A 23,078-nucleotide genomic window follows, 5' to 3' on the forward strand; every position below is an offset into this window, starting at 1 on the left:
TGTGGACATCATGACAGCTATCACACCCGTTTTACTCCTTATTCTCGACGGCTTCGGACACCGGCTGGAAGGTGACGACAATGCCATCCTGCATGCCAACACCCCCACCTGGGACGCCCTGAAACAGCAGTATCCCTACGGCGTGATTGATGCCTCCGAAGGCTTCGTCGGCCTGCCCAGCGGGCAGTTCGGCAACTCCGAAGTGGGGCACCTGAATATCGGTGCAGGTCGGATTGTCCAACAGGACATCAGCCGTATCGACTGCGATATCGAAGAAAACCGCTTCGACCAGAACCCGGTACTGCAACAGGCTATCCAGCAGGCCAAAGGCTCAGCACTGCACGTCATGGGACTCTTGTCCGATGGCGGCGTCCACAGCCATGAAAATCACATCTTTGCGCTGATCCGTGCCGCCCAGGCCGCTGGCGTGCCGCATATTTACGTGCATGCCTTCCTGGATGGCCGCGACACCCCGCCGCGCAGTGCCGAAACCTATCTCAAGCGTCTGGATGAAGTACTGGTCAGCTGCCCTGCTGCCCGTCTGGTTTCCGTTACCGGCCGCTACTGGGCCATGGACCGCGACAAACGCTGGGAACGGGTGGAGCCGGCTTACCGCCTGCTGGTGGAAGGCGAAGGCCTTTACCATGCGGACAGCGGCCTGCAAGCCCTGGCTGCCGCCTATGCGCGTGATGAAAACGACGAGTTCGTTGCAGCAACCGGCATCGGTGCCCCAGTCAAGATGCAGGATGGTGATGTCGCCGTCTTCATGAACTTCCGCGCCGACCGTGCACGCCAGCTCACTACAGCACTCACCGACCCGGCCTTCAATGGCTTCAGCGTGCGCCAGCCGAAACTGGCCGCGTTTGTTACGCTGACTTCATACGGTGAGGCCTACAGCAACCCGGTGGCCTATGCACCGCAAAAAATCAGCAATGGCTTTGGCGAATACCTTGCCAGCCAGGGCCTGAAACAGCTGCGCATTGCCGAAACCGAGAAGTATCCGCATGTGACCTACTTCTTTAACGGTGGCGAAGAACAGGTTTACCCTGGTGAGGACCGTATCCTGGTGCCATCTCCCAAAGTGGCCACCTACGACTTGCAGCCGGAAATGAATGCGCCGCAAGTCACCGACCATATCGTCGAAGCCATTGCCTCCGGCAAGTACCAGGCCATCATTTGCAACTATGCAAATGGCGACATGGTGGGCCACACCGGCAAGTTCGACGCTGCGGTCAAGGCAGTGGAAACGCTGGATGCTTGCGTCAAGCGCTGCGTAGAAGCCATGCAGGCAGCGGGTGGCGAAGTGTTGATCACGGCAGATCACGGTAATTGCGAGCAGATGTACGATGCCGCACACCATCAGCCGCATACCCAGCACACCCTGGACAAGGTGCCCTTCCTGTATGTCGGTCGCAAGGCGCATATCCAGGAAGGCGGCGCACTGCGCGACATCGCACCGTCCCTGCTGGCCATGATGGGCTTGCCGCAGCCAGCAGAAATGACTGGCCGCTCGCTGATCGACTTCGAGTAAGACCCCACGCCGGCCTGCCATGCAGGCCGGCAATGAGGCTGCCCAGTGCGCGCGGCCCTGTTATCATGCTGGCACCAGGTGTAATCCGAAGTGAAAATGGAATGAAACCGATATTGCTGCTAGCCCTGCTGGCTGGCGCGGCCCAAGCCGCTCCCTCTTCTGCCTCTCCCCCCTTGTCCACCGCACCGCAACAACAGAACCTGCAATCGGTCCGCAAGGAAATCGATAATCTGAAAAAGGACCTGGCGCAGAAGCAGGCGGTGCAACAAGAAGCCAAATCCGCCATTCAGGAGTCGGAACAGGCCATTGCCCAAACCAATCAGGTGATTGCCAAGCTGGAAAACAAGCAAAACAATTCGGCCCAACAACTGGCTGACTTGCGCCAGCAAGTACAAACCACTGCGCACAAACTGGCAGAAACCCGCCAGCGCGTGGCACAAATGCTGGCCAGGCAGTACAAGAGCGGCGATCACGACGCGATGAAGCTGATGCTCAATGCCGACGACCCGAACCAGACCTCGCGCGACATGGTGTATTACCAGCACATTGCCAAAGCTCAGCAACAAATGGTGACGCAACTGATCAGCCGCCAGCATGAGCTGGAAGCACTGACCTATCAGCTGGAGCAGGAACTGGCGCGGCTGGACGCACTGTCCAGCCACAAAAGCCGGGAAAAGAATGCCCTGCTCAACAGCAAGAGCAACAAGCTGGCCCAGCTGAACAAGATCGCTGGTGAAATCCAGGCTGGACAAAGCCGCTTGGGCAAGCTGCAGGAAGACGAAAAACGGCTGACCAACCTGATTGCCCAGATCAACCTGGAAATCGAACGCCGCCGCCAGGAGGCCATCCGTAAGGCAGCTGAGGAGCGCAAGGCCCGTCAGGCTGCCGCGCTGGCAGCCAAGAAGGAAAACGAGCGCCGTCGCAAACTGGCCGAAAACGCCCGCAAACAAGGCAAGCCAGTGCCGGAAGTAGCCAAAAAGTCAGTTCCGGTACCGGTTGAAAAACCGGTGGCGGAAGTGGCCGACGGCAGTGCATCCGGCAAAGCCTTTGCCAGCCTGCAAGGCCGCATGAAAATGCCGGTGTCAGGCCAGCTTGCCGGCCGCTTTGGTAGCGCACGTAGCGAAGGCACGTCGTGGAAAGGTGTGTTCATCAAGACTGCGCCGGGCCAGCCGGTTCATGCAGTCGCCGATGGCAACGTAGTGTATGCTGATGCGCTACGCGGATTCGGCAATGCCGTGATTGTGGATCACGGTGGTAACTACCTGACGGTCTATACCGGCCTCTCTGCCATCGGCAAGAGTGTTGGCAGTGCCGTCAAAGCTGGCGAAACACTCGGCAACACTGGCGCACTGGACAGCGGCGAATCCGGCCTGTACTTTGAAATCCGGCACATGGGACAACCTCTCAACCCGCAAACCTGGGTACGCTAAGCCCCGCGGTATCGGAGACCAACACACAATATGACTAGTCATCGCATGAAAAAAATTGCCTGGCTTGCCGCCGGCGCACTGGCAGGCGGCGCCCTCACCCTCAGCGTGCAGGCTTTTGCCGGCAAGGAGCCCACCACGCTCCCGCTGAATGAACTGCGTACCTTTGCCGAAGTATTTGGCCGGATCAAGCAGGATTATGTTGACCCGGTCGATGACAAGAAACTGATCACCGAAGCCATCAAGGGCATGCTCAGCGGACTTGACCCGCACTCCGACTACATGGATGCCGACGCATTCAAGGAACTGCGCGAAGGGACCCAGGGTGAATTTGGCGGTCTTGGCATCGAGATCGGTGCCGAAGACGGCCTGGTTAAAGTCGTTTCGCCGATTGAAGACACGCCGGCACAGAAGGCCGGCATCAAGAGTGGCGACCTGATCATCAAGATTGACGATACCCCGGTACGCGGGCTGTCGCTGAATGACGCGGTCAAGCGCATGCGCGGCAAGCCGGGCAGCAAAGTCACGCTTACCATTGCCCGCAAGAACGAAACCAAGCCGCTGGTCTTTGCCATCACCCGCGCCATCATCAAGACCAAGAGCGTGAAGTCCAAATTGCTGGAACCGGGTTATGGCTATGTGCGCATCACCCAGTTCCAGGAGCACACCACCGAAAACCTGGCCGAAGCGATTGCCAGCATGACCAAGCAGAACAAGCAGCCGCTCAAGGGCCTGGTGCTGGACCTGCGTGACGACCCGGGTGGCTTGCTGACCAGTGCCGTTGGTGTTTCTGCCGCCTTCCTGCCCAAGGATGCGCTGGTGGTGTATACCGAAGGCCGCACCGCGGATGCCAAGATGAAACTGACGGCGTCTGCACAGAACTATGGCCGCCCCGGCATGCCGGACCCGCTGTCGGTACTGCCACAGGAAACCCACAAGGTGCCGCTGGTGGTCCTGGTGAATGGTGGCTCGGCCTCAGCATCCGAGATTGTTGCCGGCGCGCTGCAAGACCACAAACGTGCGGTACTGGTGGGCACCCAAACCTTTGGCAAGGGCTCGGTGCAATCCATCCTGCCGCTGGGTAGTGCCGGTGGTATCAAGCTGACCACTGCACGTTACTTTACCCCGAGTGGTCGCTCCATCCAGGCCAAGGGCATTGTGCCGGATGTGGTGGTGGAAGACGCGACAGTCACGGCGGCAGACCAGGCGCTGCGCGTTCGCGAAGCCGATCTGGAAAACCATCTGGCCAATCCGAATGGCGAAGAAACCCCGTCCAAGTCGGCCACACCAGCCAAACCGGCGACAGCTCCTGTGATCAAACAGCAAGCACCCAAGCCGCAGGACGACAAGAACGCCAACCCGGACAATCCGCGCGAGCCAAATCCGAAACAGGATTACCAGCTGTCCCAGGGCCTGAACATCCTGAAGGTGCAGCAAATCCTGATCAAACAAGGCAATTGAGCCTTGAACAGACAGCCACCCCGTCCTTTGCCGGGGTGGCTGTTTTCATTTCCGACCGCCCCGCAACAAGCGGCGAAAGCGCTGCCCATCCCCTGCTATTCCTGCTAGGCTTGTCGTTTCTGACGTATTTATCTGGCGGGAGCCTATCCAACAATGCTGAACCGGGAATTTGTCCTCTCCTTCCGTGAAGCCGCCCCCTATATCAATACCTTCCGCGGTAAAACCTTCGTACTGGCTGTCAGTGGCGAAGCCGTGATGGAAGGCGGTTTTCACAATCTGTCGCAGGATATCAACCTGTTGGTCAGTCTGGGTGTGCGCGTGGTGCTGGTCCATGGCATCCGCCCCCAGATCGAAGCCTTGCTCAAACGCAATGGCCTGAACCGGCTGTTTCACCGCGACCGACGAGTGACCGATGCCAGCACCATGGAAATCGTCAAGCAAGCCAGCGGCGCTACCCGCTATGGCATTGAGGCCCAGTTGTCGATGGGCATGCCCAATTCGCCCATGTTCGGTGCCCATTTGCGCGTAGCCGGTGGTAATTTCATCACCGCCCAGCCGCTGGGTGTTCTGGACGGCGTGGACATGCAATACACGGGCCAGGTACGACGCATAGACGTAGATGCCATCAATACCCGACTGACCGCCGGTGAACTGGTATTGCTCTCGCCGGTGGGCTACTCGGTCACGGGCGAAGCCTTCAACCTCACCATGGAAGAAATGGCCGCCCAGCTGGCATCAGCCCTCAAAGCCGAAAAGCTGATCTTCGTGATTGAAGGACGTGGTGTCACCAATGAGACGGGCCAGCACGTCAGCTCGCTCACCGCCCAGCAGGCCGAAGAATTGCTGCAAGCCGGGCACCTGCAGCGCGATGTTACCGCCTATCTGCCTTATGCCATCAAGGCGACCCGCGATGGCATCCCGCGTGCCCACCTGGTCAGCCATCACGAAGATGGCTCGCTCTTGGCCGAACTGTTCACCAATGGCGGTACAGGTACCATGATTGCCCGTGATGCATTGGTCAAAGTGCGCAATGCCAGTGTGGATGACATCGGCCCCATCCTGAACCTGATCCGCCCGCTGGAAGAGCAGGGCATTCTGGTCAAGCGCAGCCGCGAGCATCTGGAAATGGAAATTTCCCAATACTCGGTACTGGAGCACGACGGCAAGATTTATGGCTGCGTGGCCATGCATGTGTTTCCAGAAGCCGGGATGGCAGAGCTGGCTTGCCTCGCAGTAGCACCGGAACGCCGTGAAGGCCGCTTTGGCGAAACCTTGCTCAAACACGTGGAATATCAGGCACGTACCCGCGGCCTGAAAGCCCTGTTCGTGCTGACCACTCAAACGGCGCACTGGTTTGTCGAGCGCGGTTTTGCCGAAGCTGGCCGTGGCCAGCTGCCACTGGCACGCCAGGCTTTTTACAATAATCAGCGCCGTTCCAAAATATTCGTCAAGGAATTGTGAGCCGGTATACCACCTCGCCAGCGGCATGGTTGGAAGGGTGTCATGGTTGTGACACAATAATGCAGTATATTCAGTTCAATTTTGCAAGGATGAGCAATGGCCAGAAACGTCAATTGCATCAAGCTGGGCCGCGAGGCCGAAGGTCTGGACTTTCCGCCCCTGCCGGGCGAGCTTGGCAAGCGTGTATATGAAAATGTCTCCAAGGAAGCCTGGCAAGGCTGGCTGCGTTATCAAACCATGCTGATCAACGAAAACCGTCTCAGCCTGGCTGATGCACGTGCCCGTCAGTATCTGGCTGCACAGCTGGACGCCTACTTCTTCGGTCAAGGTGCGGATGCACCGGCTGGCTATACGCCACCGCAGCAGTAATTATTCCAAGCCCTCCTGCGCGAGGGCTTTTTTGTCTCCACACCTCATCACCATTGGCGCGAAACCGTATGTCACAAAGCCACGAGTTGCTGCTTAACCGTGAACTGGGCCTGATCGAATTCAACCGCAGAGTACTGGCGCAAGCTGAAGACCCTAGCCTGCCGCTGCTCGAACGCCTGAAATACCTGTGCATCGTCTCCTCCAATCTGGACGAGTTTTTTGAAGTCCGCATGGCCTGGCTGAAAGATACCGCCCAGCTCACACCCAGCCGTATCCTGGCCGATGGCTCGACACCGGCACAGATCATGGCCAAGGTGTCTGCCGCCTCGCACGAACTGGTACGCCAGCAATATGCGGTGATGAGTGATGTACTGTTCCCGGCGCTGCGTGAAGAAGACATCATCTTCCTGCGCCGTAACGAATGGACCGAACAGCAACAGGAATGGGTGCACGATTTCTTCAGCAATGAGCTGATGCCCATCCTCACCCCGATCGGGCTGGACCCGTCCCACCCCTTCCCCAAGGTGCTGAACAAGTCGCTCAACTTTGCCGTGGAACTGGAAGGCCGCGATGCCTTTGGCCGTCAGTCCGACATCGCCATCGTGCAGGCCCCGCGCATTCTGCCACGCGTGATCAAGGTACCGCCGGAAGTGTGCAGCGGCCACCCGCATACCTTTGTGTTCCTGTCTTCCATCCTGCACTCGCACGTGCACGAGCTGTTCCTGGGCATGACGGTGAAGGGCTGCTACCAGTTCCGCGTCACCCGCGACAGCGAACTGACCGTGGAAGACGAAGACCTGAAAAACCTGCGTACAGCCTTGCAAGGTGAATTGAGCCAGCGCCAGTTTGGTGATGCGGTACGGCTGGAAATTGCCGATACCTGCCCGCCGCACATGGAGGAATTCCTGCTCACGCAATTCAACCTGAAAAAGCAGGATGTCTACCGCGTCAACGGCCCGGTGAATCTGGTACGTCTGATGCAGGTGCCGGACCTTGTAGACCGTCCCGACCTGAAATTCCCGCCCTTCGTACCGTCACTGCCCGACCAACTCAGCAAAAAAACACCGCTGTTTGACGCCATTCGCAAGGGTGACATCCTGCTGCACCACCCCTTCCAGAGCTTCCAGCCTGTGATTGACATGCTGAACCTGGCCGCGACCGACCCGCAGGTGGTGGCCATCAAGATGACGGTATACCGTACCGGCACCGACTCGGTGCTGATGGAATCGCTGATTGCCGCTGCCCGCGCCGGCAAGCAGGTGACGGTGGTACTGGAACTGATGGCGCGCTTTGACGAAGAAGCCAATATCAGCTGGGCCAGCCATCTGGAAGACGCCGGTGCCCACGTGGTATATGGCGTGTTCGGCTACAAGGTGCACGCCAAGATGCTGATGGTGATTCGTCGCGAGGACAAGCGCCTGCGCCGCTACGTGCATCTGGGCACCGGCAACTATCACCCGCGCACCGCCCGTTTCTATACCGACCTTGGCCTGCTCACCTGCAACGAAGAAATCGCCAGTGATGTGAATGACATCTTCGTGCAGCTCACTGGTCTGGGCCGCGCCAGCCAGCTCAAGCAGTTGCACCAAAGCCCGTTCACCCTGCACAGCTTGCTGATCGACTCCATCGAGCGTGAAATCGAGCACGCCCAGCAAGGCCGCCCGGCACAAATCATCGCCAAGATGAACGCGCTGCTGGAACCACAAGTCATTCACGCGCTGTACCGCGCCAGCCAGGCCGGGGTGAAAATCCAGTTGATCGTGCGTGGCGTCTGCGCGCTGCGCCCCGGCGTACCGGGTCTGTCGGACAACATCACCGTACGCTCGGTGGTAGGCCGCTTCCTGGAGCATCCGCGCGTGTATTACTTCTACAACGACAAGCAGGAAAACCTGTATATCGCCAGTGCTGACTGGATGGGCCGCAACCTGTTCCGCCGTATCGAAACCTGCGTGCCGATTCTGGATCCCAAGGTCAAACGCCGGGTGATCAAGGAAGCACTGCGACTCTATCTGGAAGATAATGTCAACGCCTGGGACATGCAGCCGGACGGTAGCTACAAACGCCGCCCCAGCCGTGGCAAGGAGCGCTGTGCCCAGAACATGCTGCTGGAAGAATACGCACGCTGACAGGCATTGCTTGTCTACATGCCCGCGGCCGGTCGGTGGAACTTCCACCCACCGGCCGTTTTCTTATGGCAGCCACCTTATGAAGGAATGTCTGTGGAAATCCTGTTCACCCTGCTTGCAGCCCTGCTGATCGTCCTGGGTATGGCGGGCACCTTGTTCCCCGCCCTGCCCGGCCTGCCGCTGATGCTGGGCGGCTTTTTGCTGCTGGGCTGGGTCGATGGTTTCGCCCATCTGGGCAGCACAGCATTACTGATCATGACTGTGCTGACCGTTCTGGGCCTGACTATAGATTTTGTCGCCGGTTTGCTGGGGGCCAAACTGACCGGTGCCAGCAAACAGGCTTTGTGGGGGGCCTTCATCGGCAGCCTCGCTGGCCTGCCGCTGGGACTGGTCGGTGTCATTCTGGGGCCGCTGCTTGGTGCCGCCATCGGCGAGCTGTTGGCCCGGCGCGATGCCTGGCAGGCTGGCCGTGTCGGCCTGGGCACCCTGGCCGGTTTCCTGGTTGGCACGGTTGCCAAGATTGGCTGCGCCTTTGCCATGCTGGCTACGGCTCTGTTCGCCTGGCTCTGGTAAGAGCCAGCACTGGCAGCGCAGCACGGCAGGCCCGCTTTTGGTAGAATCTACCGCTTAACGATTATCTTCAGCAGGGTCCCTCATGGCTCAATACGTAATGTCCATGCTCCGCGTGAGCAAAGTGGTGCCGCCCAAGCGCCAGATCATCAAGGATATCTCGCTGTCCTTCTTCCCCGGTGCCAAGATCGGCCTGTTGGGCCTGAACGGTTCCGGCAAATCCACCGTGCTGCGCATCATGGCCAATGTGGATAAGGAATACGACGGTGAAGTACAGCATCTGCCTGGGGTGAAAATCGGCTATCTGCCGCAGGAGCCGCAGCTGGACCCGGAGAAGACCGTACGCGAAGAAGTAGAAAGCGGCATGGGCGACGTGATGGGTGCGCAAAAGCGACTGGAAGAAGTGTATGCCGCCTATGCCGACCCGGATGCCGACTTCGACGCTCTGGCCGAAGAACAGGCCAAGCTGGAAGCCATCATTTCCGCCGGTGCCGGCGACAATGTCCAGCTGCAACTGGAACTGGCCGCCGACGCGCTGCGCTTGCCGCCGTGGGATGCAAAAATCGGCCCGCTGTCCGGCGGTGAAAAACGCCGCGTGGCACTGTGCAAGCTGCTGCTATCCAAGCCGGACATGCTGCTGCTGGACGAACCCACCAACCATCTGGATGCCGAATCGGTAGAGTGGCTGGAACAATTCCTGGTGCGCTTCCCCGGCACCGTGGTGGCCGTCACCCACGATCGCTACTTCCTCGACAACGCCGCCGAGTGGATTCTGGAACTGGACCGTGGCGAAGGCATTCCGTGGAAGGGCAACTATTCCAGCTGGCTGGAGCAGAAGGAAGAGCGCCTGGAGAAGGAAGCCAAGAGCGAAGGCGCCCGCATGAAGGCGATGAAACAGGAGCTGGAATGGGTGCGCCAGAACCCCAAGGGCCGTCAGGCCAAGTCCAAGGCGCGTATCGCCCGCTTTGAAGAACTTTCCAGCTACGAAACCCAAAAGCGCAACGAAACCCAGGAAATCTTCATACCGGTGGCCGAGCGCCTGGGTAATGAAGTGATCGAATTCGACGGCGTATCCAAGGGCTTTGGCGACCGCCTGCTGATCGATAATCTGTCGTTCAAGGCACCGGCCGGTGCCATCGTCGGCATCATCGGCCCCAACGGTGCCGGTAAATCCACGCTGTTCAAGATGATTGCCGGCAAGGAGCAGCCGGACTCGGGTACCGTGAAAATCGGCCAGACCGTGCAAATGGCCTTTGTCGAACAGAGCCGTGAAGGCCTGGAAGATGACAAGACCGTATTTGACGATGTATCCGGCGGTGCCGATCTCTTGACTGTAGGCCGCTTTGAAATGTCCAGCCGTGCTTATCTGGGCCGCTTCAACTTCAAGGGTGCGGACCAGCAGAAGAAGGTAGGCATGCTGTCCGGTGGTGAACGTGGCCGTCTGCATCTGGCCAAGACCCTGCTCAAGGGTGGCAACGTGTTGCTGCTGGACGAACCGTCCAACGATCTGGACGTGGAAACCCTGCGTGCGCTGGAAGATGCGCTGCTGGAATTCGCCGGTACCGTGTTCGTGATTTCCCACGACCGCTGGTTCCTCGACCGTATCGCCACCCACATCCTGGCGGCGGAAGGCGAATCGCAGTGGACCTTCTTTGACGGCAACTATCAGGAATACGAAGCCGACAAAAAGAAACGTCTGGGCGAAGAAGGTGCCAAGCCCAAGCGTATCCGCTACAAGCCGATCACCCGCTGATCTGCCTGCCGCACGACAAAACCCCCGCTTGCGGGGGTTTTGTCATTCAAATACACCAATAACTCAGGACAGCTGGCTGTGCGAACCATCACACAGGGGCTGGCCCTCGCTCAGCTTGCAGCCACAGAAGTAGACCAGGCCACTCTTGTCCGCCACATACTCGACCGGACTGAAACAGGAGCCGGCATGACTGCCATCGCAAAACGGCTGCTTTTCGCTCTGCCCGCAAGCACACCACCAATAATGCTTGCCGGCCTCCACTTCGACTGCATAGGGAAAACTCTGCGGTGAAAACGGTTGATCAGCCATGCGACACTCCTTGCAGAACCACACCCGGGCTTTCAGCTTAGAAGACCGCTGCCCGCTGCGCCAGCCCGTGTCATGCAGGACGTCAGGGAAATGTTAAAATACCGGTCATGCGCTATTTCGTTTGCCTGTCCTTCCTGTTGCTGGCAGCCTGCAGCACCCTGCCCGACACCTCGCCAGCCCCTGCCGGGTATTACCGCGTCCGTGCCGGGGATACCTTATACCGCATTGCGCTCAACCATCACCAAAGCGTGAACACGCTGGTGGCGTGGAACAAGCTGGCAGACCCGTCCAGCATCACTGCAGGACAGTTGTTGCGCGTCAGCCCGGCAAGCACCGCTCCGGCCAAGACCACTACTCCTGCTACCACGGTCAAAACCACACCACCCCCTGCCACTCGCCCGGCTCCACCTGGCATCAGCCTGCAATGGCCCATTCGTGGAGCCTTGCTTGGCAAGTTCAACGGCAACAGCAACAAGGGCATAGACATTGCCGGCAAGGCGGGCGACCCGGTACGCGCCGCAGCCAGCGGTACGGTAGCCTATGCCGGCAAGGGCATACGCGCCTATGGCAACCTGCTCATCATCAAGCATGGTAATGATTACCTGACCGCCTATGCCCACAACCAGACCTTGCTGGTGAAAGAAGGCCAAACCGTACAGGCTGGCCAGCAGATTGCCACCGTTGGGCATACGGGGAGCAATCGCGACATGCTGCATTTCGAGTTGCGCCGCCAGGGGCAGGCCATCGACCCGCTAAGCGCACTCCCCGCTCAATAGCCCCGCTCGCGCTCTACCAGGCCATGTGGCAACTGTCCCTGCTTGATGGCCTGCAAGTTGGCAGAAATTTGTGCGACAGCCGGCTGTACCTGCGTCATGGCAGCAATATGCGGAGTCAGCAGCACCGAAGGATGACTCCACAAGGGATGCACGGTTTCCAGCGGCTCCACTTCGAACACGTCCAGCATGGCAAAACGCAGATGGCCGCTATCGAGCAAGCCCAGCAGGGCCGCTTCGTCCACTTGCTCGCCACGACCGGCATTGATCAGGGCCGCACCAGATGGCAGGCGCGACAACAAATAGGCATTCAGCAAGCCACGGGTCTGCGGCGTGGCAGGCAACAGATTCACCAGAATATCGCTACGCGCCAGCAAGTCGGGTAGCGCAGCTTCGCCAATATAGTCCTGCACGCCCGGCAATTGCCGACCAGTACGGCTCCAGCCAGCCACCGCATAGCCCATGGCAGCCAGGGACTGCGCCACCCAGCCACCAATCTCGCCCAGGCCAAGCACACCAATGCGCGTTTGTCCCGCCGATAGCGCAGTCAGCGCTTGCCACTGCCGCAATGTCTGCTGACGGCGGTATTGCCCCATCTGCCGCTGTACATGCAGCACGCCGTACAGCACGTACTCCAGCATTTGCTGCGCCATGCCAGCGTCGGTCAACCGCACAATCGGCACGGTAGAGGGCAAGTCATCTCGTTTCAGGATGCGATCGACACCGGCCCCCAGTACAAACACGGCCTGCAGATTCACCATGCCATTGAAGAAACCGGCTGGTGGATTCCACACCACCGCATAGTCAACTTGACCGACAGCCACCTCCTCCGGCCAGCACTGCACCTTATGCTGCGGCAGCGCCTGTTGCAAAGCATGCTGATAGCGCACCATGTCCTGCGGGGCATAGAGGTATAACATTGACATCTCCCGATATGACCAGCTCACTGGTTTTAATCATGCATTGTAGATAAGGCCGCTCAGCATGGGCAGTCCCATCCCGTTTTATCTCCGATTGCCCCAAACCGCACAATGCGCCAAGATCACGTCTTGCGATTCTGGAATAACAAAGCGCATGCGTCGCCATCTTCCGCTCTATCTGTTGCTGGCTTGCCTGAGTGCATGCAGCAGCACCGTTGCACCACCAGTCAACACCCCAACGGCACCGGCAGCCACCCCGGCAGTCAGCAACCCCACTCCTGCCACGCCAATTGCACCACCGCCGCTCGTAACGGTTCCTCCGCCGCCTTTGGCACCTGCAAGCACCAGCAAACCGGTGCTGAATGAAGCACAAGGCCGGGCCTTGCTGGACCGCTTGCTGCCACCACGCATCAGCGATCGCCAAGGCTGGAACCACGATATCGTTGCTGCTTTTACTGCATTGAAAATTCCGTACCGGGCAGACAATTTCTGCGCAGTTGCCGCAGTCATCGAACAAGAATCCAGCTGGCAGGCAGACCCGACAGTCCCCAATCTGCCAAGCATTGTCTGGGAAAAAATTGGCGAACGCGCCAACAAATACCTGGTACCGCTGCCAGTGGTGAAGGCGGCACTGCTCAAGACCTCACCCAACGGCAAAAGCTATAAGGCACGTATCGACAGCTTGCGTACCGAGCGCGAGATGAACCTGCTGTTTGAAGACATGGCAGCGGAAGCCAGCAAGCTGGGCTTGCCCATGAACATGAAAAACCCCATTCGCACCGGCGGCCCGATGCAGGTCAGCGTGGAGTTTGCCGAAGCGCATGTCAAAATCTGGCCCTATCCCTACCAGACTGGCAATAGCATCCGCAACGATGTATTCACTCGCCGTGGCGGTATTTATTTCGGCAGTGCCATCCTGCTGCAATACCCTGCCCCGTATCAGGACATGCGCTACCGTTTTGCCGACTTCAATGCCGGGCGCTATAGCAGCCGCAATGCGGCCCTGCAGGCGGCCGTCAGTCAATTGACCGGCCGCAAGCTGGCTCTGGATGGTGATTTGCTCAGCTATACCGGCAAGCAGGCCAGCGGCAGCACCTATCAAGCCCTGCTTGGCTTGCGCAGCCGCCTGGACATGAGCCAAAGCGAGATTGAAAGAGACTTGCAGCAAGAAAAAAACAGCGCCTTGGCGCAAAGCGAGCTGTATCGCAAAGTGTTTGCCCTGGCAGACCGTCAGGCGGGCAAGCCAGTACCACGCGAACGCATGCCGCAGATCGACCTGCACAGCCCGAAAATTTCGCGCAAGCTGACGACACAATGGTTTGCCGACAAGGTGAGTACACGCTATCAGGCCTGCATGGCCAGACAGTAGCGGAGTGAGTGCTGCAGGTAAGGCCTTCCGGGGCGCTTGCCTGTGGCACTGTGCATTTGCCGACGGCAACTGAACACTTGGCGGGAAGAAATGCAAAAACGAAAAAGCCCAGTCTTGCGACTGGGCTTTTTCTTGAATCCTGGCGTCCCCACGGGGAATCGAACCCCGGCTACCGCCGTGAAAGGGCGGTGTTCTAACCGCTAAACTATAGGGACTTTGGTGCACCCGGAGCGATTCGAACGCCCGACCCTTTGGTTCGTAGCCAAATACTCTATCCAACTGAGCTACGGGTGCAGATTCTGGCGGAGAAAGAGGGATTCGAACCCTCGATACAGGTTTAAGCCCGTATGCTTCCTTAGCAGGGAAGTGCCTTCGACCACTCGGCCATTTCTCCGTTCAGAGAGCGCCATATTAAGCAAGGCAGCGCCCTCTGTCAAGCATTTGCGTAAAAAATTACGCCGGCTGATCCAGGCCGAATACCTTGTGCAACACGCGCACACCCAGCTCCAGGTATTTCTCGTCAACCAGAACCGATACCTTGATTTCGGAAGTGGAGATCATCTGGATGTTGATGCCTTCTTCGGCCAGGGTGCGGAACATGGTGGAAGCCACGCCACAGTGCGAACGCATGCCCACGCCAACGATGGAGATCTTGGCGACTTTCTCGTCCGCGTCGATCTTGGCAGCACCAATGTGGGTTTGTACTTCACGCAGAATTTCCATGGCACGGTGGAACTCGCCACGCGGCACAGTGAAGGAGAAATCGGTAGTACCGTTTTCGCCCACGTTCTGGATGATCATGTCGACTTCGATGTTGGCATCGGCAATCGGACCGAGAATCTGGTAAGCAATGCCCGGTTTGTCCGGTACACCCTTTACATTGATGCGTGCTTCATTACGGTCAAATGCGATGCCTGCAACGACGGCCTTTTCCATGTTTTCATCTTCCTCGAACGTAATCAGCGTGCCTTCCCCTTCATCCTCGAAGCTGGACAGCACACGCAGACGTACCTTGTATTTCCCTGCGAACTCTACCGAACGGATCTGCAATACCTTGGAACCCAAGGAAGCCATTTCCAGCATTTCCTCGAAGGTAATGGTCTTCAGACGGCGGGCTTCCGGCACCACGCGCGGATCGGTGGTGTAAACACCATCCACGTCGGTGTAGATCTGACATTCATCCGCATTGAGTGCGGCAGCCAGTGCCACAGCGGAAGTATCGGAACCACCACGGCCCAGCGTGGTGATGTTGCCGTTTTCATCCACACCCTGGAAGCCGGCCACCACCACTACCGAACCGGCAGAGAGGTCTGTCCGCATGGCGGCTTCGTCGATGGATTGAATACGGGCTTTGGTGTGGGAGTCGTCCGTGGTGACACGAACCTGCCAGCCACAGTAGCTCTTGGCGTCAACGCCGATTTCCTTCAGCGCCATGGCCAACAGGCCGATGGTGACTTGCTCGCCGGTGGAAATGATCACGTCCAGCTCGCGCGGGTCCGGATAAGCCTGGATCTCTTTGGCAAGGGCAATCAGTCGGTTGGTTTCGCCACTCATGGCAGATACCACCACCACGACATCATGTCCCTGCGCTTTCCATTTGGCGACACGGCGGGCCACGTTCTTGATGCGCTCCGGAGAGCCCATCGAGGTACCGCCGTACTTTTGTACGATGAGTGCCATGCTTGCTTCTTATATAGAAAGGTTGATATGTCGGACTTCGATTCTGACCCGATCCTTGCCACAAAAGCAAGGCCATTGTTCGACAATGCCCATCCGCCTTTGCGCAATGCAACAAAAGCAGTCCTCTGCCTGGCAGGATTATTGGGAATGAATACAGCCGGAGCACCACTTCCCAGCTCAGCCCATGGGCAGTGGCCGCTCAGACAGCTTCGGTCAACAGGCGCTGCGGGTGGGTGTACACATTCACCCGGCCTGGGCGGGCAAAACCCAGCAAGGTAAGCCCGTATTGCTCGGCCATTTGTACGGCCAGCGCGGTGGGGGCTGCCACCGCCACCAGGATTTCAATCCCGGCAGCGGCAGCCTTTTGCACCATTTCATAACTGGCACGGCTGGTCACCAGCGCCACACCCGCGCCCCAGTTGCCTAGCGCACGGCAGCCAATCAGCTTGTCCAGCGCCACGTGCCTCCCCACGTCCTCGCACACTTGCAATAACTGTCCATCCAGCGTCAGCCAGGCTGCCGCATGCGCGCAGCCGGTCGCCTGCGACAACACCTGTTGTACCGGCAGGCTTTCCAGCGCCTGATTCAATGCCGGCAAGGCCAGGCGCACGCTGTGCGGCAGGGCCGGCAGCGGGCGGAATACTTCGGCCAGTTGCTCCACCCCACACAGGCCACAGCCGGTGCGCCCGGCCAGCTGACGGCGCCTTTCCTTGAGTGCGGCAAAGCAGGCGCTGGCCAGCTCGACATGAATTTCAATCCCGCTGGCCGCTTCACGCACTTCGATGTCGAAGATGTCAGCCACCGTGCGGGCAATACCTTCGGCCAGGGTGAAACCACGGGCAAACTGCTCCAGCTGCTGCGGGCTGACCATCATCACCACATGCGCCAGCCCGTTGTAGACCAGCGCCGCCGGCACTTCGCAGGCCAATACGTCCTCACTTGCCTGCAATGCCTTGTCATCCCGCCATTGCCAACGCTGGACATGCTGATGCAGCGGAAACGACGAATCGGGTTCTGTGCTCATCTGATTGAGATTTTCAATAGTTGAATTGACATCGGCTATTTGAGCTTAAGCATTTTGCTGACGATAATGCGTTAAGGCTACAACCGTCTGATGGGTCAGGCCAGTCCTTATTGTCGTGAGTACCATGGGGCGGGACTGGCCGGATGACATCCCGGAGCCCATCATTTCTTTCTTGTTCAACAAGGAGTCCCTTCATGCAGGTCAATCGGCGACAGTTTTTCAAACTGTGTGCCGGGGGTATGACAGGTTCCACCATTGCAACACTGGGGCTGCTGCCGGCAACGGCAATGGCAGATGTGCGCAGCTACAAGCTGCTGCGCGCCAGTGAAACGCGCAATACCTGTCCTTACTGCTCGGTAGGCTGTGGCATTCTCATGTACGGCCTGGGCGATGGCGCCAAGAACGCCAAGTCCGAAATTTTCCATATCGAAGGCGACCCGGATCACCCGGTGAACCGTGGGGCACTCTGCCCCAAAGGCGCAGGCCTGGTGGACTTCATTCATAGCCCCAACCGCCTGAAGCACCCGGAAGTGCGCGAAGCGGGCAGCAATGAATGGAAGCGCATCAGCTGGGATGAAGCGTTTGCACGCATTGCCAAGCACATCAAGCAGGACCGCGATACCAACTTCACTGCAAAGAACGCCGATGGCGTGACGGTGAATCGCTGGCTGTCCACCGGTTTTCTGGCGGCCTCCGCCTCCAGCAACGAGGCTGGCTGGCTGACCCACAAATTCACGCGCAGCCTGGGCATGCTGGCTGTCGACAATCAGGCGCGTGTATGACACGGACCAACGGTGGCAAGTCTTGCCCCAACATTTGGTCGCGGTGCCATGACAAACCATTGGGTCGACATCAAGAACGCCAATCTGATCGTGGTAATGGGTGGCAATGCCGCCGAAGCACACCCGGTTGGCTTCCGCTGGGCCATTGAGGCCAAGACCCGCAACAAGGCCAAGCTGCTGGTCATCGACCCGCGCTTTACCCGTACTGCCTCGGTGGCAGACTTCTACGCGCCCATCCGCACCGGCACGGACATTACCCTGTTGTCTGGCGTGATCCGCTATTTGCTGGAAACCGGTAAGTACAACAAGGAATACACGCTCGCCTACACCAATGCCGCACTGCTGGTACACCCAGACTTCAAGTTCGAGGATGGCCTGTTCAGCGGCTACGACGCAGAGAAACGCAAGTACGACAAATCCACCTGGGCCTACCAGCTGGATGAGAAGGGCATGGCCAAACGCGACGACACGTTGAGTGACCCGCGTTGTGTGATCAACCTGCTCAAACAGCATGTGTCGCGCTATACCGCCGACGTGGTGGCCAACATCTGCGGCACACCCAAGGAAGCCTTCCAGGCCATTTGTGAGCATCTGGCGGAAACCAGCGCACCGGACAAAACCACCTCCTTCCTGTATGCACTGGGCTGGACCCAGCATTCCATCGGCGCGCAGAACATCCGCACCATGGCGATGATCCAGCTGTTGCTGGGCAATATGGGCATGGCCGGAGGCGGCATCAATGCGCTGCGCGGTCACTCCAACATCCAGGGTCTGACCGACTTGGGCCTGCTGTCCACCAGCCTGCCGGGCTACATGACCATGCCGTCAGAAAAAGAGCCGACGCTGGACAGCTATCTGGCCAAGTACACCAGCAAGCCGCTGGCAGACGGCCAGATGAACTACTGGCAGAACTACCCCAAGTTCTTCATCTCTTTCATGAAGTCCATGTGGGGCGACAAGGCCACGGCAGACAACAACTGGGGTTATGACTGGCTGCCCAAGTGGGACAAGGGCTACGACGTGCTGCAGTACTTCGAGCTGATGCACCAGGGCAAGGTGAATGGCTACTTCTGCCAGGGCTTCAACCCGGTGGCGTCCTTCCCCAACAAGAACAAGATCGTGGCCTCGCTGTCGCGACTCAAGTTCCTGGTGATCATGGACCCGCTGGTGACGGAAACCTCCACCTTCTGGCAGAACCATGGCGAGCAGAACGATGTCGATCCGGCCAAGATTCACACCGAAGTGTTCCGCCTGCCTACCACCTGTTTTGCCGAGGAAGACGGCTCCATCGTCAACTCCGGGCGCTGGCTGCAATGGCACTGGAAGGGTGCGGAAGGCCCTGGCGAAGCGCTGACCGACCCGCAAATCCTGGCTGGCATCTTCCTCAAGCTCAAAGCCATGTATGCCAAGGACGGTGGTGCCTTCCCGGATGCCATCAACAGCCTGTCCTGGGCTTATGGCGACCCGCACGAGCCCAAGCCGGAAGAGTTGGCCAAGGAGCTGAATGGCAAGGCGCTGGCCGATTTGCCTGACCCGAAAAACCCCGGTCAGTTTCTGGCGAAAAAGGGCGAGCTGCTACCCGGCTTTGCCCTGCTGCAGGCCGATGGCAGTACGGCGTCCGGTTGCTGGATTTTCGCCGGCAGCTGGACCCAGGCGGGCAACCAGATGGCACGGCGCGACAACAGCGACCCGTCCGGCCTTGGCAACACGCTGGGCTGGGCCTGGGCATGGCCGGCCAACCGCCGCATCCTGTACAACCGCGCCTCCTGCAAGCCCGATGGCACGCCATGGGACAAGAAGCGCATGCTGATCAAGTGGAACGGCGAGAAGTGGGTGGGTGTGGATGTGCCGGACTTCAAGGCCGACGAACCGCCAGGCAGCGCCATGGCTCCGTTCATCATGCAGCCGGAAGGACTGGGACGCTTGTTTGCGCTGGACAAGATGGCCGAAGGGCCGTTCCCGGAGCATTACGAGCCGTTCGAGACACCGCTGGGCACCAACCCGCTACATCCCAAGGTCATCTCCAACCCGGCCGCGCGGCTGTTCAAAGACGACAAGGCCGAGCTGGGTCAGCACGAGCAGTTCCCGTATGCCGCCACCACCTACCGCCTGACCGAGCACTTCCACTACTGGACAAAGCATGCACGGCTGAACGCCATCATGCAGCCGGAACAGTTTGTGGAAATCGGCGAAGAGCTGGCCAGGGAAAAAGGCATCGCCCACGGCGACTTGGTGAAAGTGTCGTCCAAGCGCGGCTATATCAAGGCCAAGGCGGTGGTGACCAAGCGCATCAAGGCACTGCGGGTGAATGGCCAGTTGGTACACCATGTCGGCGTGCCGATTCACTGGGGCTTTGAGGGGCTGGCCAAGAAAGGCTTTATTGCCAATACGCTGACGCCGTTTGTCGGGGATGCCAATACCCAGACGCCGGAGTTCAAGTCTTTCCTTGTCAACGTTGAGAAAGCTTAAGGAGCGACCATGTCACTGCAATCGCAAGATATCCTGCGCCGCTCTGCCAGCCCCACCCAGCCGCCCATTGCGCGCGAGCACAAGGCGGAAGTGGCCAAGCTAATCGACGTGTCCACCTGCATAGGCTGCAAGGCCTGTCAGGTGGCCTGTTCGGAGTGGAATGACCTGCGCGATGAGGTGGGCAGCAATGTCGGGGTGTACGACAACCCGGCCGACCTGTCCGCCGAAAGCTGGACGGTGATGCGTTACAGCGAAACCGAGCAGAACGGCAAGCTGGAATGGCTGATCCGCAAGGACGGCTGCATGCACTGCGCCGACCCCGGCTGCCTGAAAGCCTGCCCGTCGCCCGGTGCCATCATCCAGTACGCCAACGGCATCGTGGACTTCCAGTCCGAACACTGCATAGGCTGCGGCTACTGCATTGCCGGCTGTCCCTTCAATGTGCCGCGCATCAACCAGAAGGACAACAAGGCCTACAAGTGCACCTTGTGTTCCGACCGGGTGAGCGTGGGACAGGAACCGGCCTGTGTGAAAACCTGCCCCACCGGTGCCATCCGCTTTGGCAGCAAGGAGGACATGAAGGAATACGCACAGGAACGGGTGGACGAGCTGAAAACCCGTGGCTATGCCAATGCCGGTCTGTACGATCCGCAAGGCGTAGGCGGCACCCATGTGATGTATGTGCTGCACCATGCCGACCAGCCCGAGCTGTACCACGGGCTGAAGAAGGATCCGCAAATCAGCCCGGTAGTCAGCCTGTGGAAGGGCATTCTCAAGCCGCTGTCCACCATTGGTCTGGCCGCTTCGGTGCTGTTCGGCTTCTTCCACTACATCGGCGTCGGCCCCAACAAGGCCGAGGATGACGACGAGGAGGACAAGGCATGAGCAAGGAAAAGCTGATCAAGCGTTACAGCGCGGCGGAACGCATCAACCACTGGATCGTGGCAGTGTGTTTCCTGTTGCTGGCCATCTCCGGCCTGGCCTTTTTCTACCCGGCCTTCTTCTGGCTCACCGGCGTATTCGGCACGCCGCAGCTGGCGCGCATCATCCACCCCTTTGTCGGGGTGCTGATGTTCGTCGGCTTTGCCCGCCAATTCTTCCGTTACTGGCAGCACAATTTCATCAACCAGGAAGACATCAAGTGGATGAAATCGGTGAAGTCGGTGCTGGCAGGGCATGAGGTGGGTGATACCGGCAAGTACAACGGTGGTCAGAAAGGCATGTTCTGGCTGATGACGGGCTGTCTGCTGGTACTGATTTGCACCGGTGTGGTCATCTGGCGGCCCTACTTTGCCTATTCCTTCCCCATAGATGTAGTGCGCATTGCCCTGCTGCTGCATGCCTGGGCGGCACTGGCACTGATTGCCGGCATCGTGGTGCATGTCTACGCGGCCATCTGGGTGCGTGGCACCATCCGTGCCATGGTGGAAGGCGTGGTCACCCATGCCTGGGCCAAGAAGCACCATCCGCGCTGGTATCGTGAAATGACAGGAGACAAGCACAAGCCATGAGCATACGCATTGTTCCGGCCGAGCAATTGGCCGAACGTCAGGCAGCCAGCCTGGACATCACCCCGCTGCTGTTACCGCAGCCAGGCACGCTGTATCGACAGCGTGCCACACGACTGCAGCAGCTGGCAGCGGGGCATGTGATGGCAGACTACCTGCATTTGGCCAGCCGCATTGCCGAGGCCCAACACCAGCTGGTGCACAGCCAGCCGGTGTTGCTGCCTGTGCGGGAGGATTACTTCCGGCACTGTGCCGAGCACGGCCTGCCCCCCCTGGGGGCCATGGCCTGGCAACGTGACAGTCAGTGGCAGCCGCTGCTGTTAGCCCTGTGCACAGAGCTGGCAGAAGCTGCCAGCCCGGTGCTGGCCGGTGTGCTGAACGGACTTCTCGACAGCGCTCCGGCACAGCTGGAAGCGGCAGCACAGAAGCTGTTGTCGGGGGATCTGACAGCGGTAGATAGTGCGCAAGCACCCTTCATCTGGGCGGCCTTGTCGGTGTACTTCAGCCAGTTGGCCAGCCAGCTGAAAATTGCTGCCGTGGCTGAAGCGGGCGATGCGCGCCACCTGTGCCCGGTATGCGCCAGCGCGCCAGTGGCCAGCATCGTGCATCAGGGCAATGCAGCCGGACTGCGCTATCTGCACTGCAGCCTGTGCGAAAGCGAGTGGCATCTGGTGCGGGCCAAATGCAGCAACTGCGAAGCCACCCGCGACATCGGCTACTGGTCGCTGCAGGAGGCGCATGATGCCGTACGCGGCGAATCCTGCGGTGATTGCGGCAGTTATCTGAAAATCCTGTCGCTGGACAAGGACCAACAGGCCGAAGCAGTAGCCGACGACCTGGCCAGCCTGGCGCTGGATGCCGCACTGGAGGAACAGGGCTTTGCCCGCAGCGGGCTCAACCCCCTGCTGTTCCCCGGCACCCCAGCCTGACAGCTGCAACCGGCCCGTGTGGCCGGTTTTTTTTGGCCTGCGGCCGACCGTACATCCGCTGCGGCAAGGCAGCCGCCTGCAACTGCGGACCGCTTTGCGGTTTGCATTCAATCCGGCGAGCTACTAGAAAGAAAAAATAACAAATTCATGCACGGCCGCCAGGCATGCAGGCATGAATGAACAAGCCGCACATACAGTCATTGACGCACAGCGGCTGTTGAACCGGGTAAGAGGGAGGCCATGAGCAAAACCATCCTGATCGTCGACGATTCGCTCAGCCTGCGCCTGGTGGTGAAGATGACGCTGGAGGGCGCTGGCCATACCGTATTGCAAGCCGCCGACGGCAAACAAGCGCTGGATATGCTGGATGGCCGTCAGATCGACCTGGTGCTGTCCGATCTCAACATGCCGGTACTCGATGGCCTGGGCTTGCTGGAGCACATTCGTCAGCACTCCTTGTATGCACACACCCCGGTCATCATGCTGACCACGCAGGACGCCAGTCACATGCAACTGCGTGGCCAGCAACAAGGCATCAGTGCCTGGATACTCAAACCCTTCGAACCACCCTATCTGCTGGCCGCCATTGCCCGGCTCACTACGCGGTAACAGGCTCT

General features: G+C 59.2%; 19 protein-coding genes and 3 tRNA genes. 15 read left to right on the plus strand and 7 right to left on the minus strand.

Translation table 11 applies throughout. From position 1 onward, the window contains the following. Window positions 1-10: 10 nt before the first annotated feature. From gpmI to ettA, 8 genes are all read left to right on the plus strand, one after another. On the plus strand, window positions 11-1,531 hold the full coding sequence (gene gpmI, locus HWX34_RS03640; RefSeq protein WP_178971036.1) for a 2,3-bisphosphoglycerate-independent phosphoglycerate mutase: 1,521 nt from the start codon (window positions 11-13) through the stop codon (window positions 1,529-1,531). A gap of 101 nt (window positions 1,532-1,632) precedes the next feature. Next, window positions 1,633-2,961 carry a murein hydrolase activator EnvC gene (locus HWX34_RS03645; RefSeq protein ID WP_178971037.1) on the plus strand — a complete coding sequence of 443 codons (1,329 nt, stop codon included), beginning with the start codon at window positions 1,633-1,635 and terminating at the stop codon, window positions 2,959-2,961. Window positions 2,962-3,006: 45 nt separating this feature from the next. Next, a complete protein-coding gene (locus HWX34_RS03650) occupies window positions 3,007-4,419 on the plus strand; it encodes a S41 family peptidase (RefSeq protein ID WP_178971038.1) in 1,413 nt (470 codons plus the stop codon). Between the two features lie 153 nt (window positions 4,420-4,572). Continuing rightward, the gene (gene argA, locus HWX34_RS03655) at window positions 4,573-5,880 is read left to right on the plus strand and encodes an amino-acid N-acetyltransferase (protein WP_178971039.1); all 1,308 of its coding nucleotides are present in this window, start codon (window positions 4,573-4,575) and stop codon (window positions 5,878-5,880) included. Window positions 5,881-5,976: 96 nt separating this feature from the next. After that, complete coding sequence (locus HWX34_RS03660) at window positions 5,977-6,249, plus strand: oxidative damage protection protein (RefSeq protein WP_045845523.1); 273 nt, start codon at window positions 5,977-5,979, stop codon at window positions 6,247-6,249. 68 nt (window positions 6,250-6,317) lie between these two features. After that, window positions 6,318-8,375, plus strand: coding sequence for a polyphosphate kinase 1 (gene ppk1 / locus HWX34_RS03665; RefSeq protein ID WP_178971040.1), 2,058 nt, complete (start codon window positions 6,318-6,320; stop codon window positions 8,373-8,375). A gap of 87 nt (window positions 8,376-8,462) precedes the next feature. Continuing rightward, complete coding sequence (locus HWX34_RS03670; RefSeq protein ID WP_218645043.1) at window positions 8,463-8,948, plus strand: DUF456 domain-containing protein; 486 nt, start codon at window positions 8,463-8,465, stop codon at window positions 8,946-8,948. 82 nt (window positions 8,949-9,030) lie between these two features. Next, complete coding sequence (ettA, locus tag HWX34_RS03675) at window positions 9,031-10,698, plus strand: energy-dependent translational throttle protein EttA (protein ID WP_062788067.1); 1,668 nt, start codon at window positions 9,031-9,033, stop codon at window positions 10,696-10,698. Between the two features lie 63 nt (window positions 10,699-10,761). Here the strand turns inward: ettA and HWX34_RS03680 are convergent, their stop codons facing one another. After that, complete coding sequence (locus HWX34_RS03680) at window positions 10,762-11,007, minus strand: CDGSH iron-sulfur domain-containing protein (protein ID WP_045845519.1); 246 nt, start codon at window positions 11,005-11,007, stop codon at window positions 10,762-10,764. 107 nt (window positions 11,008-11,114) lie between these two features. Between HWX34_RS03680 and HWX34_RS03685 the strand changes: the two genes are divergently transcribed. Next, the gene (locus HWX34_RS03685) at window positions 11,115-11,783 is read left to right on the plus strand and encodes a peptidoglycan DD-metalloendopeptidase family protein (protein ID WP_178971042.1); all 669 of its coding nucleotides are present in this window, start codon (window positions 11,115-11,117) and stop codon (window positions 11,781-11,783) included. Here the strand turns inward: HWX34_RS03685 and HWX34_RS03690 are convergent. Further along, on the minus strand, window positions 11,777-12,700 hold the full coding sequence (locus tag HWX34_RS03690; protein WP_178971043.1) for a glyoxylate/hydroxypyruvate reductase A: 924 nt from the start codon (window positions 12,698-12,700) through the stop codon (window positions 11,777-11,779). The two genes, HWX34_RS03685 and HWX34_RS03690, sit on opposite strands and share 7 nt — an antisense overlap. Before the next feature lie 154 nt (window positions 12,701-12,854). On the opposite strand from HWX34_RS03690, the gene HWX34_RS03695 reads away from it, so the two are divergent. Continuing rightward, a complete protein-coding gene (locus HWX34_RS03695; protein WP_178971044.1) occupies window positions 12,855-14,069 on the plus strand; it encodes a DUF1615 domain-containing protein in 1,215 nt (404 codons plus the stop codon). A 140-nt stretch (window positions 14,070-14,209) separates the two neighbouring features. Here HWX34_RS03695 and HWX34_RS03700 read toward each other — a convergent pair. The 5 genes from HWX34_RS03700 to fdhD form a co-directional block, all read right to left on the minus strand. After that, a tRNA-Glu gene (locus tag HWX34_RS03700) sits at window positions 14,210-14,284 on the minus strand. A 2-nt stretch (window positions 14,285-14,286) separates the two neighbouring features. Next, window positions 14,287-14,363, minus strand: a tRNA-Arg gene (locus HWX34_RS03705). 6 nt (window positions 14,364-14,369) lie between these two features. Further along, a tRNA-Ser gene (locus HWX34_RS03710) sits at window positions 14,370-14,463 on the minus strand. A gap of 59 nt (window positions 14,464-14,522) precedes the next feature. Further along, a complete protein-coding gene (locus HWX34_RS03715) occupies window positions 14,523-15,749 on the minus strand; it encodes an aspartate kinase (RefSeq protein WP_178971045.1) in 1,227 nt (408 codons plus the stop codon). A 199-nt stretch (window positions 15,750-15,948) separates the two neighbouring features. Beyond that, window positions 15,949-16,773, minus strand: a complete 825-nt coding sequence (gene fdhD, locus HWX34_RS03720) for a formate dehydrogenase accessory sulfurtransferase FdhD (RefSeq protein WP_178971046.1) — start codon at window positions 16,771-16,773, stop codon at window positions 15,949-15,951. Window positions 16,774-16,967: 194 nt separating this feature from the next. Here fdhD and fdnG point away from each other — a divergent pair, with 194 nt between their 5' ends. The 5 genes from fdnG to HWX34_RS03745 all read left to right on the plus strand — a co-directional run bounded on the left by fdnG (window position 16,968) and on the right by HWX34_RS03745 (window position 23,070). Next, on the plus strand, window positions 16,968-20,024 hold the full coding sequence (gene fdnG, locus HWX34_RS03725; protein WP_178971047.1) for a formate dehydrogenase-N subunit alpha: 3,057 nt from the start codon (window positions 16,968-16,970) through the stop codon (window positions 20,022-20,024). A gap of 9 nt (window positions 20,025-20,033) precedes the next feature. Continuing rightward, window positions 20,034-20,909, plus strand: a complete 876-nt coding sequence (gene fdxH, locus HWX34_RS03730) for a formate dehydrogenase subunit beta (RefSeq protein ID WP_178971048.1) — start codon at window positions 20,034-20,036, stop codon at window positions 20,907-20,909. Next, window positions 20,906-21,535 carry a formate dehydrogenase subunit gamma gene (locus tag HWX34_RS03735; RefSeq protein WP_178971049.1) on the plus strand — a complete coding sequence of 210 codons (630 nt, stop codon included), beginning with the start codon at window positions 20,906-20,908 and terminating at the stop codon, window positions 21,533-21,535. Before fdxH ends, HWX34_RS03735 begins: the two co-directional genes overlap by 4 nt. Continuing rightward, complete coding sequence (gene fdhE, locus HWX34_RS03740; RefSeq protein WP_178971050.1) at window positions 21,532-22,461, plus strand: formate dehydrogenase accessory protein FdhE; 930 nt, start codon at window positions 21,532-21,534, stop codon at window positions 22,459-22,461. The genes HWX34_RS03735 and fdhE overlap by 4 nt, the downstream gene beginning before the upstream one ends. Before the next feature lie 240 nt (window positions 22,462-22,701). After that, window positions 22,702-23,070: a response regulator gene (locus HWX34_RS03745; protein ID WP_178971051.1), complete on the plus strand. Its 369-nt coding sequence runs from the start codon at window positions 22,702-22,704 to the stop codon at window positions 23,068-23,070. The last annotated feature ends 8 nt before the right edge of the window (window positions 23,071-23,078 follow it).

Source organism: Aquitalea sp. LB_tupeE (assembly GCF_013391415.1).
GTDB lineage: Bacteria > Pseudomonadota > Gammaproteobacteria > Burkholderiales > Chromobacteriaceae > Aquitalea.

Excerpts from the sequence above, each read along its gene's own strand:
- HWX34_RS03745 (WP_178971051.1), top strand. The coding sequence starts at position 22,702 with ATGAGCAAAACCATCCTGATCGTCGACGATTCGCTCAGCCTGCGCCTG.
- HWX34_RS03650 (WP_178971038.1), top strand. The coding sequence starts at position 3,007 with ATGAAAAAAATTGCCTGGCTTGCCGCCGGCGCACTGGCAGGCGGCGCC.
- HWX34_RS03670 (WP_218645043.1), top strand. The coding sequence starts at position 8,463 with ATGTCTGTGGAAATCCTGTTCACCCTGCTTGCAGCCCTGCTGATCGTC.
- HWX34_RS03680 (WP_045845519.1), bottom strand. The coding sequence starts at position 11,007 with ATGGCTGATCAACCGTTTTCACCGCAGAGTTTTCCCTATGCAGTCGAA.
- HWX34_RS03715 (WP_178971045.1), bottom strand. The coding sequence starts at position 15,749 with ATGGCACTCATCGTACAAAAGTACGGCGGTACCTCGATGGGCTCTCCG.
- argA (WP_178971039.1), top strand. The coding sequence starts at position 4,573 with ATGCTGAACCGGGAATTTGTCCTCTCCTTCCGTGAAGCCGCCCCCTAT.
- ppk1 (WP_178971040.1), top strand. The coding sequence starts at position 6,318 with ATGTCACAAAGCCACGAGTTGCTGCTTAACCGTGAACTGGGCCTGATC.
- fdhE (WP_178971050.1), top strand. The coding sequence starts at position 21,532 with ATGAGCATACGCATTGTTCCGGCCGAGCAATTGGCCGAACGTCAGGCA.
- HWX34_RS03685 (WP_178971042.1), top strand. The coding sequence starts at position 11,115 with ATGCGCTATTTCGTTTGCCTGTCCTTCCTGTTGCTGGCAGCCTGCAGC.
- fdhD (WP_178971046.1), bottom strand. The coding sequence starts at position 16,773 with ATGAGCACAGAACCCGATTCGTCGTTTCCGCTGCATCAGCATGTCCAG.
- HWX34_RS03690 (WP_178971043.1), bottom strand. The coding sequence starts at position 12,700 with ATGTTATACCTCTATGCCCCGCAGGACATGGTGCGCTATCAGCATGCT.
- HWX34_RS03645 (WP_178971037.1), top strand. The coding sequence starts at position 1,633 with ATGAAACCGATATTGCTGCTAGCCCTGCTGGCTGGCGCGGCCCAAGCC.
- HWX34_RS03695 (WP_178971044.1), top strand. The coding sequence starts at position 12,855 with ATGCGTCGCCATCTTCCGCTCTATCTGTTGCTGGCTTGCCTGAGTGCA.
- HWX34_RS03735 (WP_178971049.1), top strand. The coding sequence starts at position 20,906 with ATGAGCAAGGAAAAGCTGATCAAGCGTTACAGCGCGGCGGAACGCATC.
- fdxH (WP_178971048.1), top strand. The coding sequence starts at position 20,034 with ATGTCACTGCAATCGCAAGATATCCTGCGCCGCTCTGCCAGCCCCACC.
- gpmI (WP_178971036.1), top strand. The coding sequence starts at position 11 with ATGACAGCTATCACACCCGTTTTACTCCTTATTCTCGACGGCTTCGGA.
- ettA (WP_062788067.1), top strand. The coding sequence starts at position 9,031 with ATGGCTCAATACGTAATGTCCATGCTCCGCGTGAGCAAAGTGGTGCCG.
- HWX34_RS03660 (WP_045845523.1), top strand. The coding sequence starts at position 5,977 with ATGGCCAGAAACGTCAATTGCATCAAGCTGGGCCGCGAGGCCGAAGGT.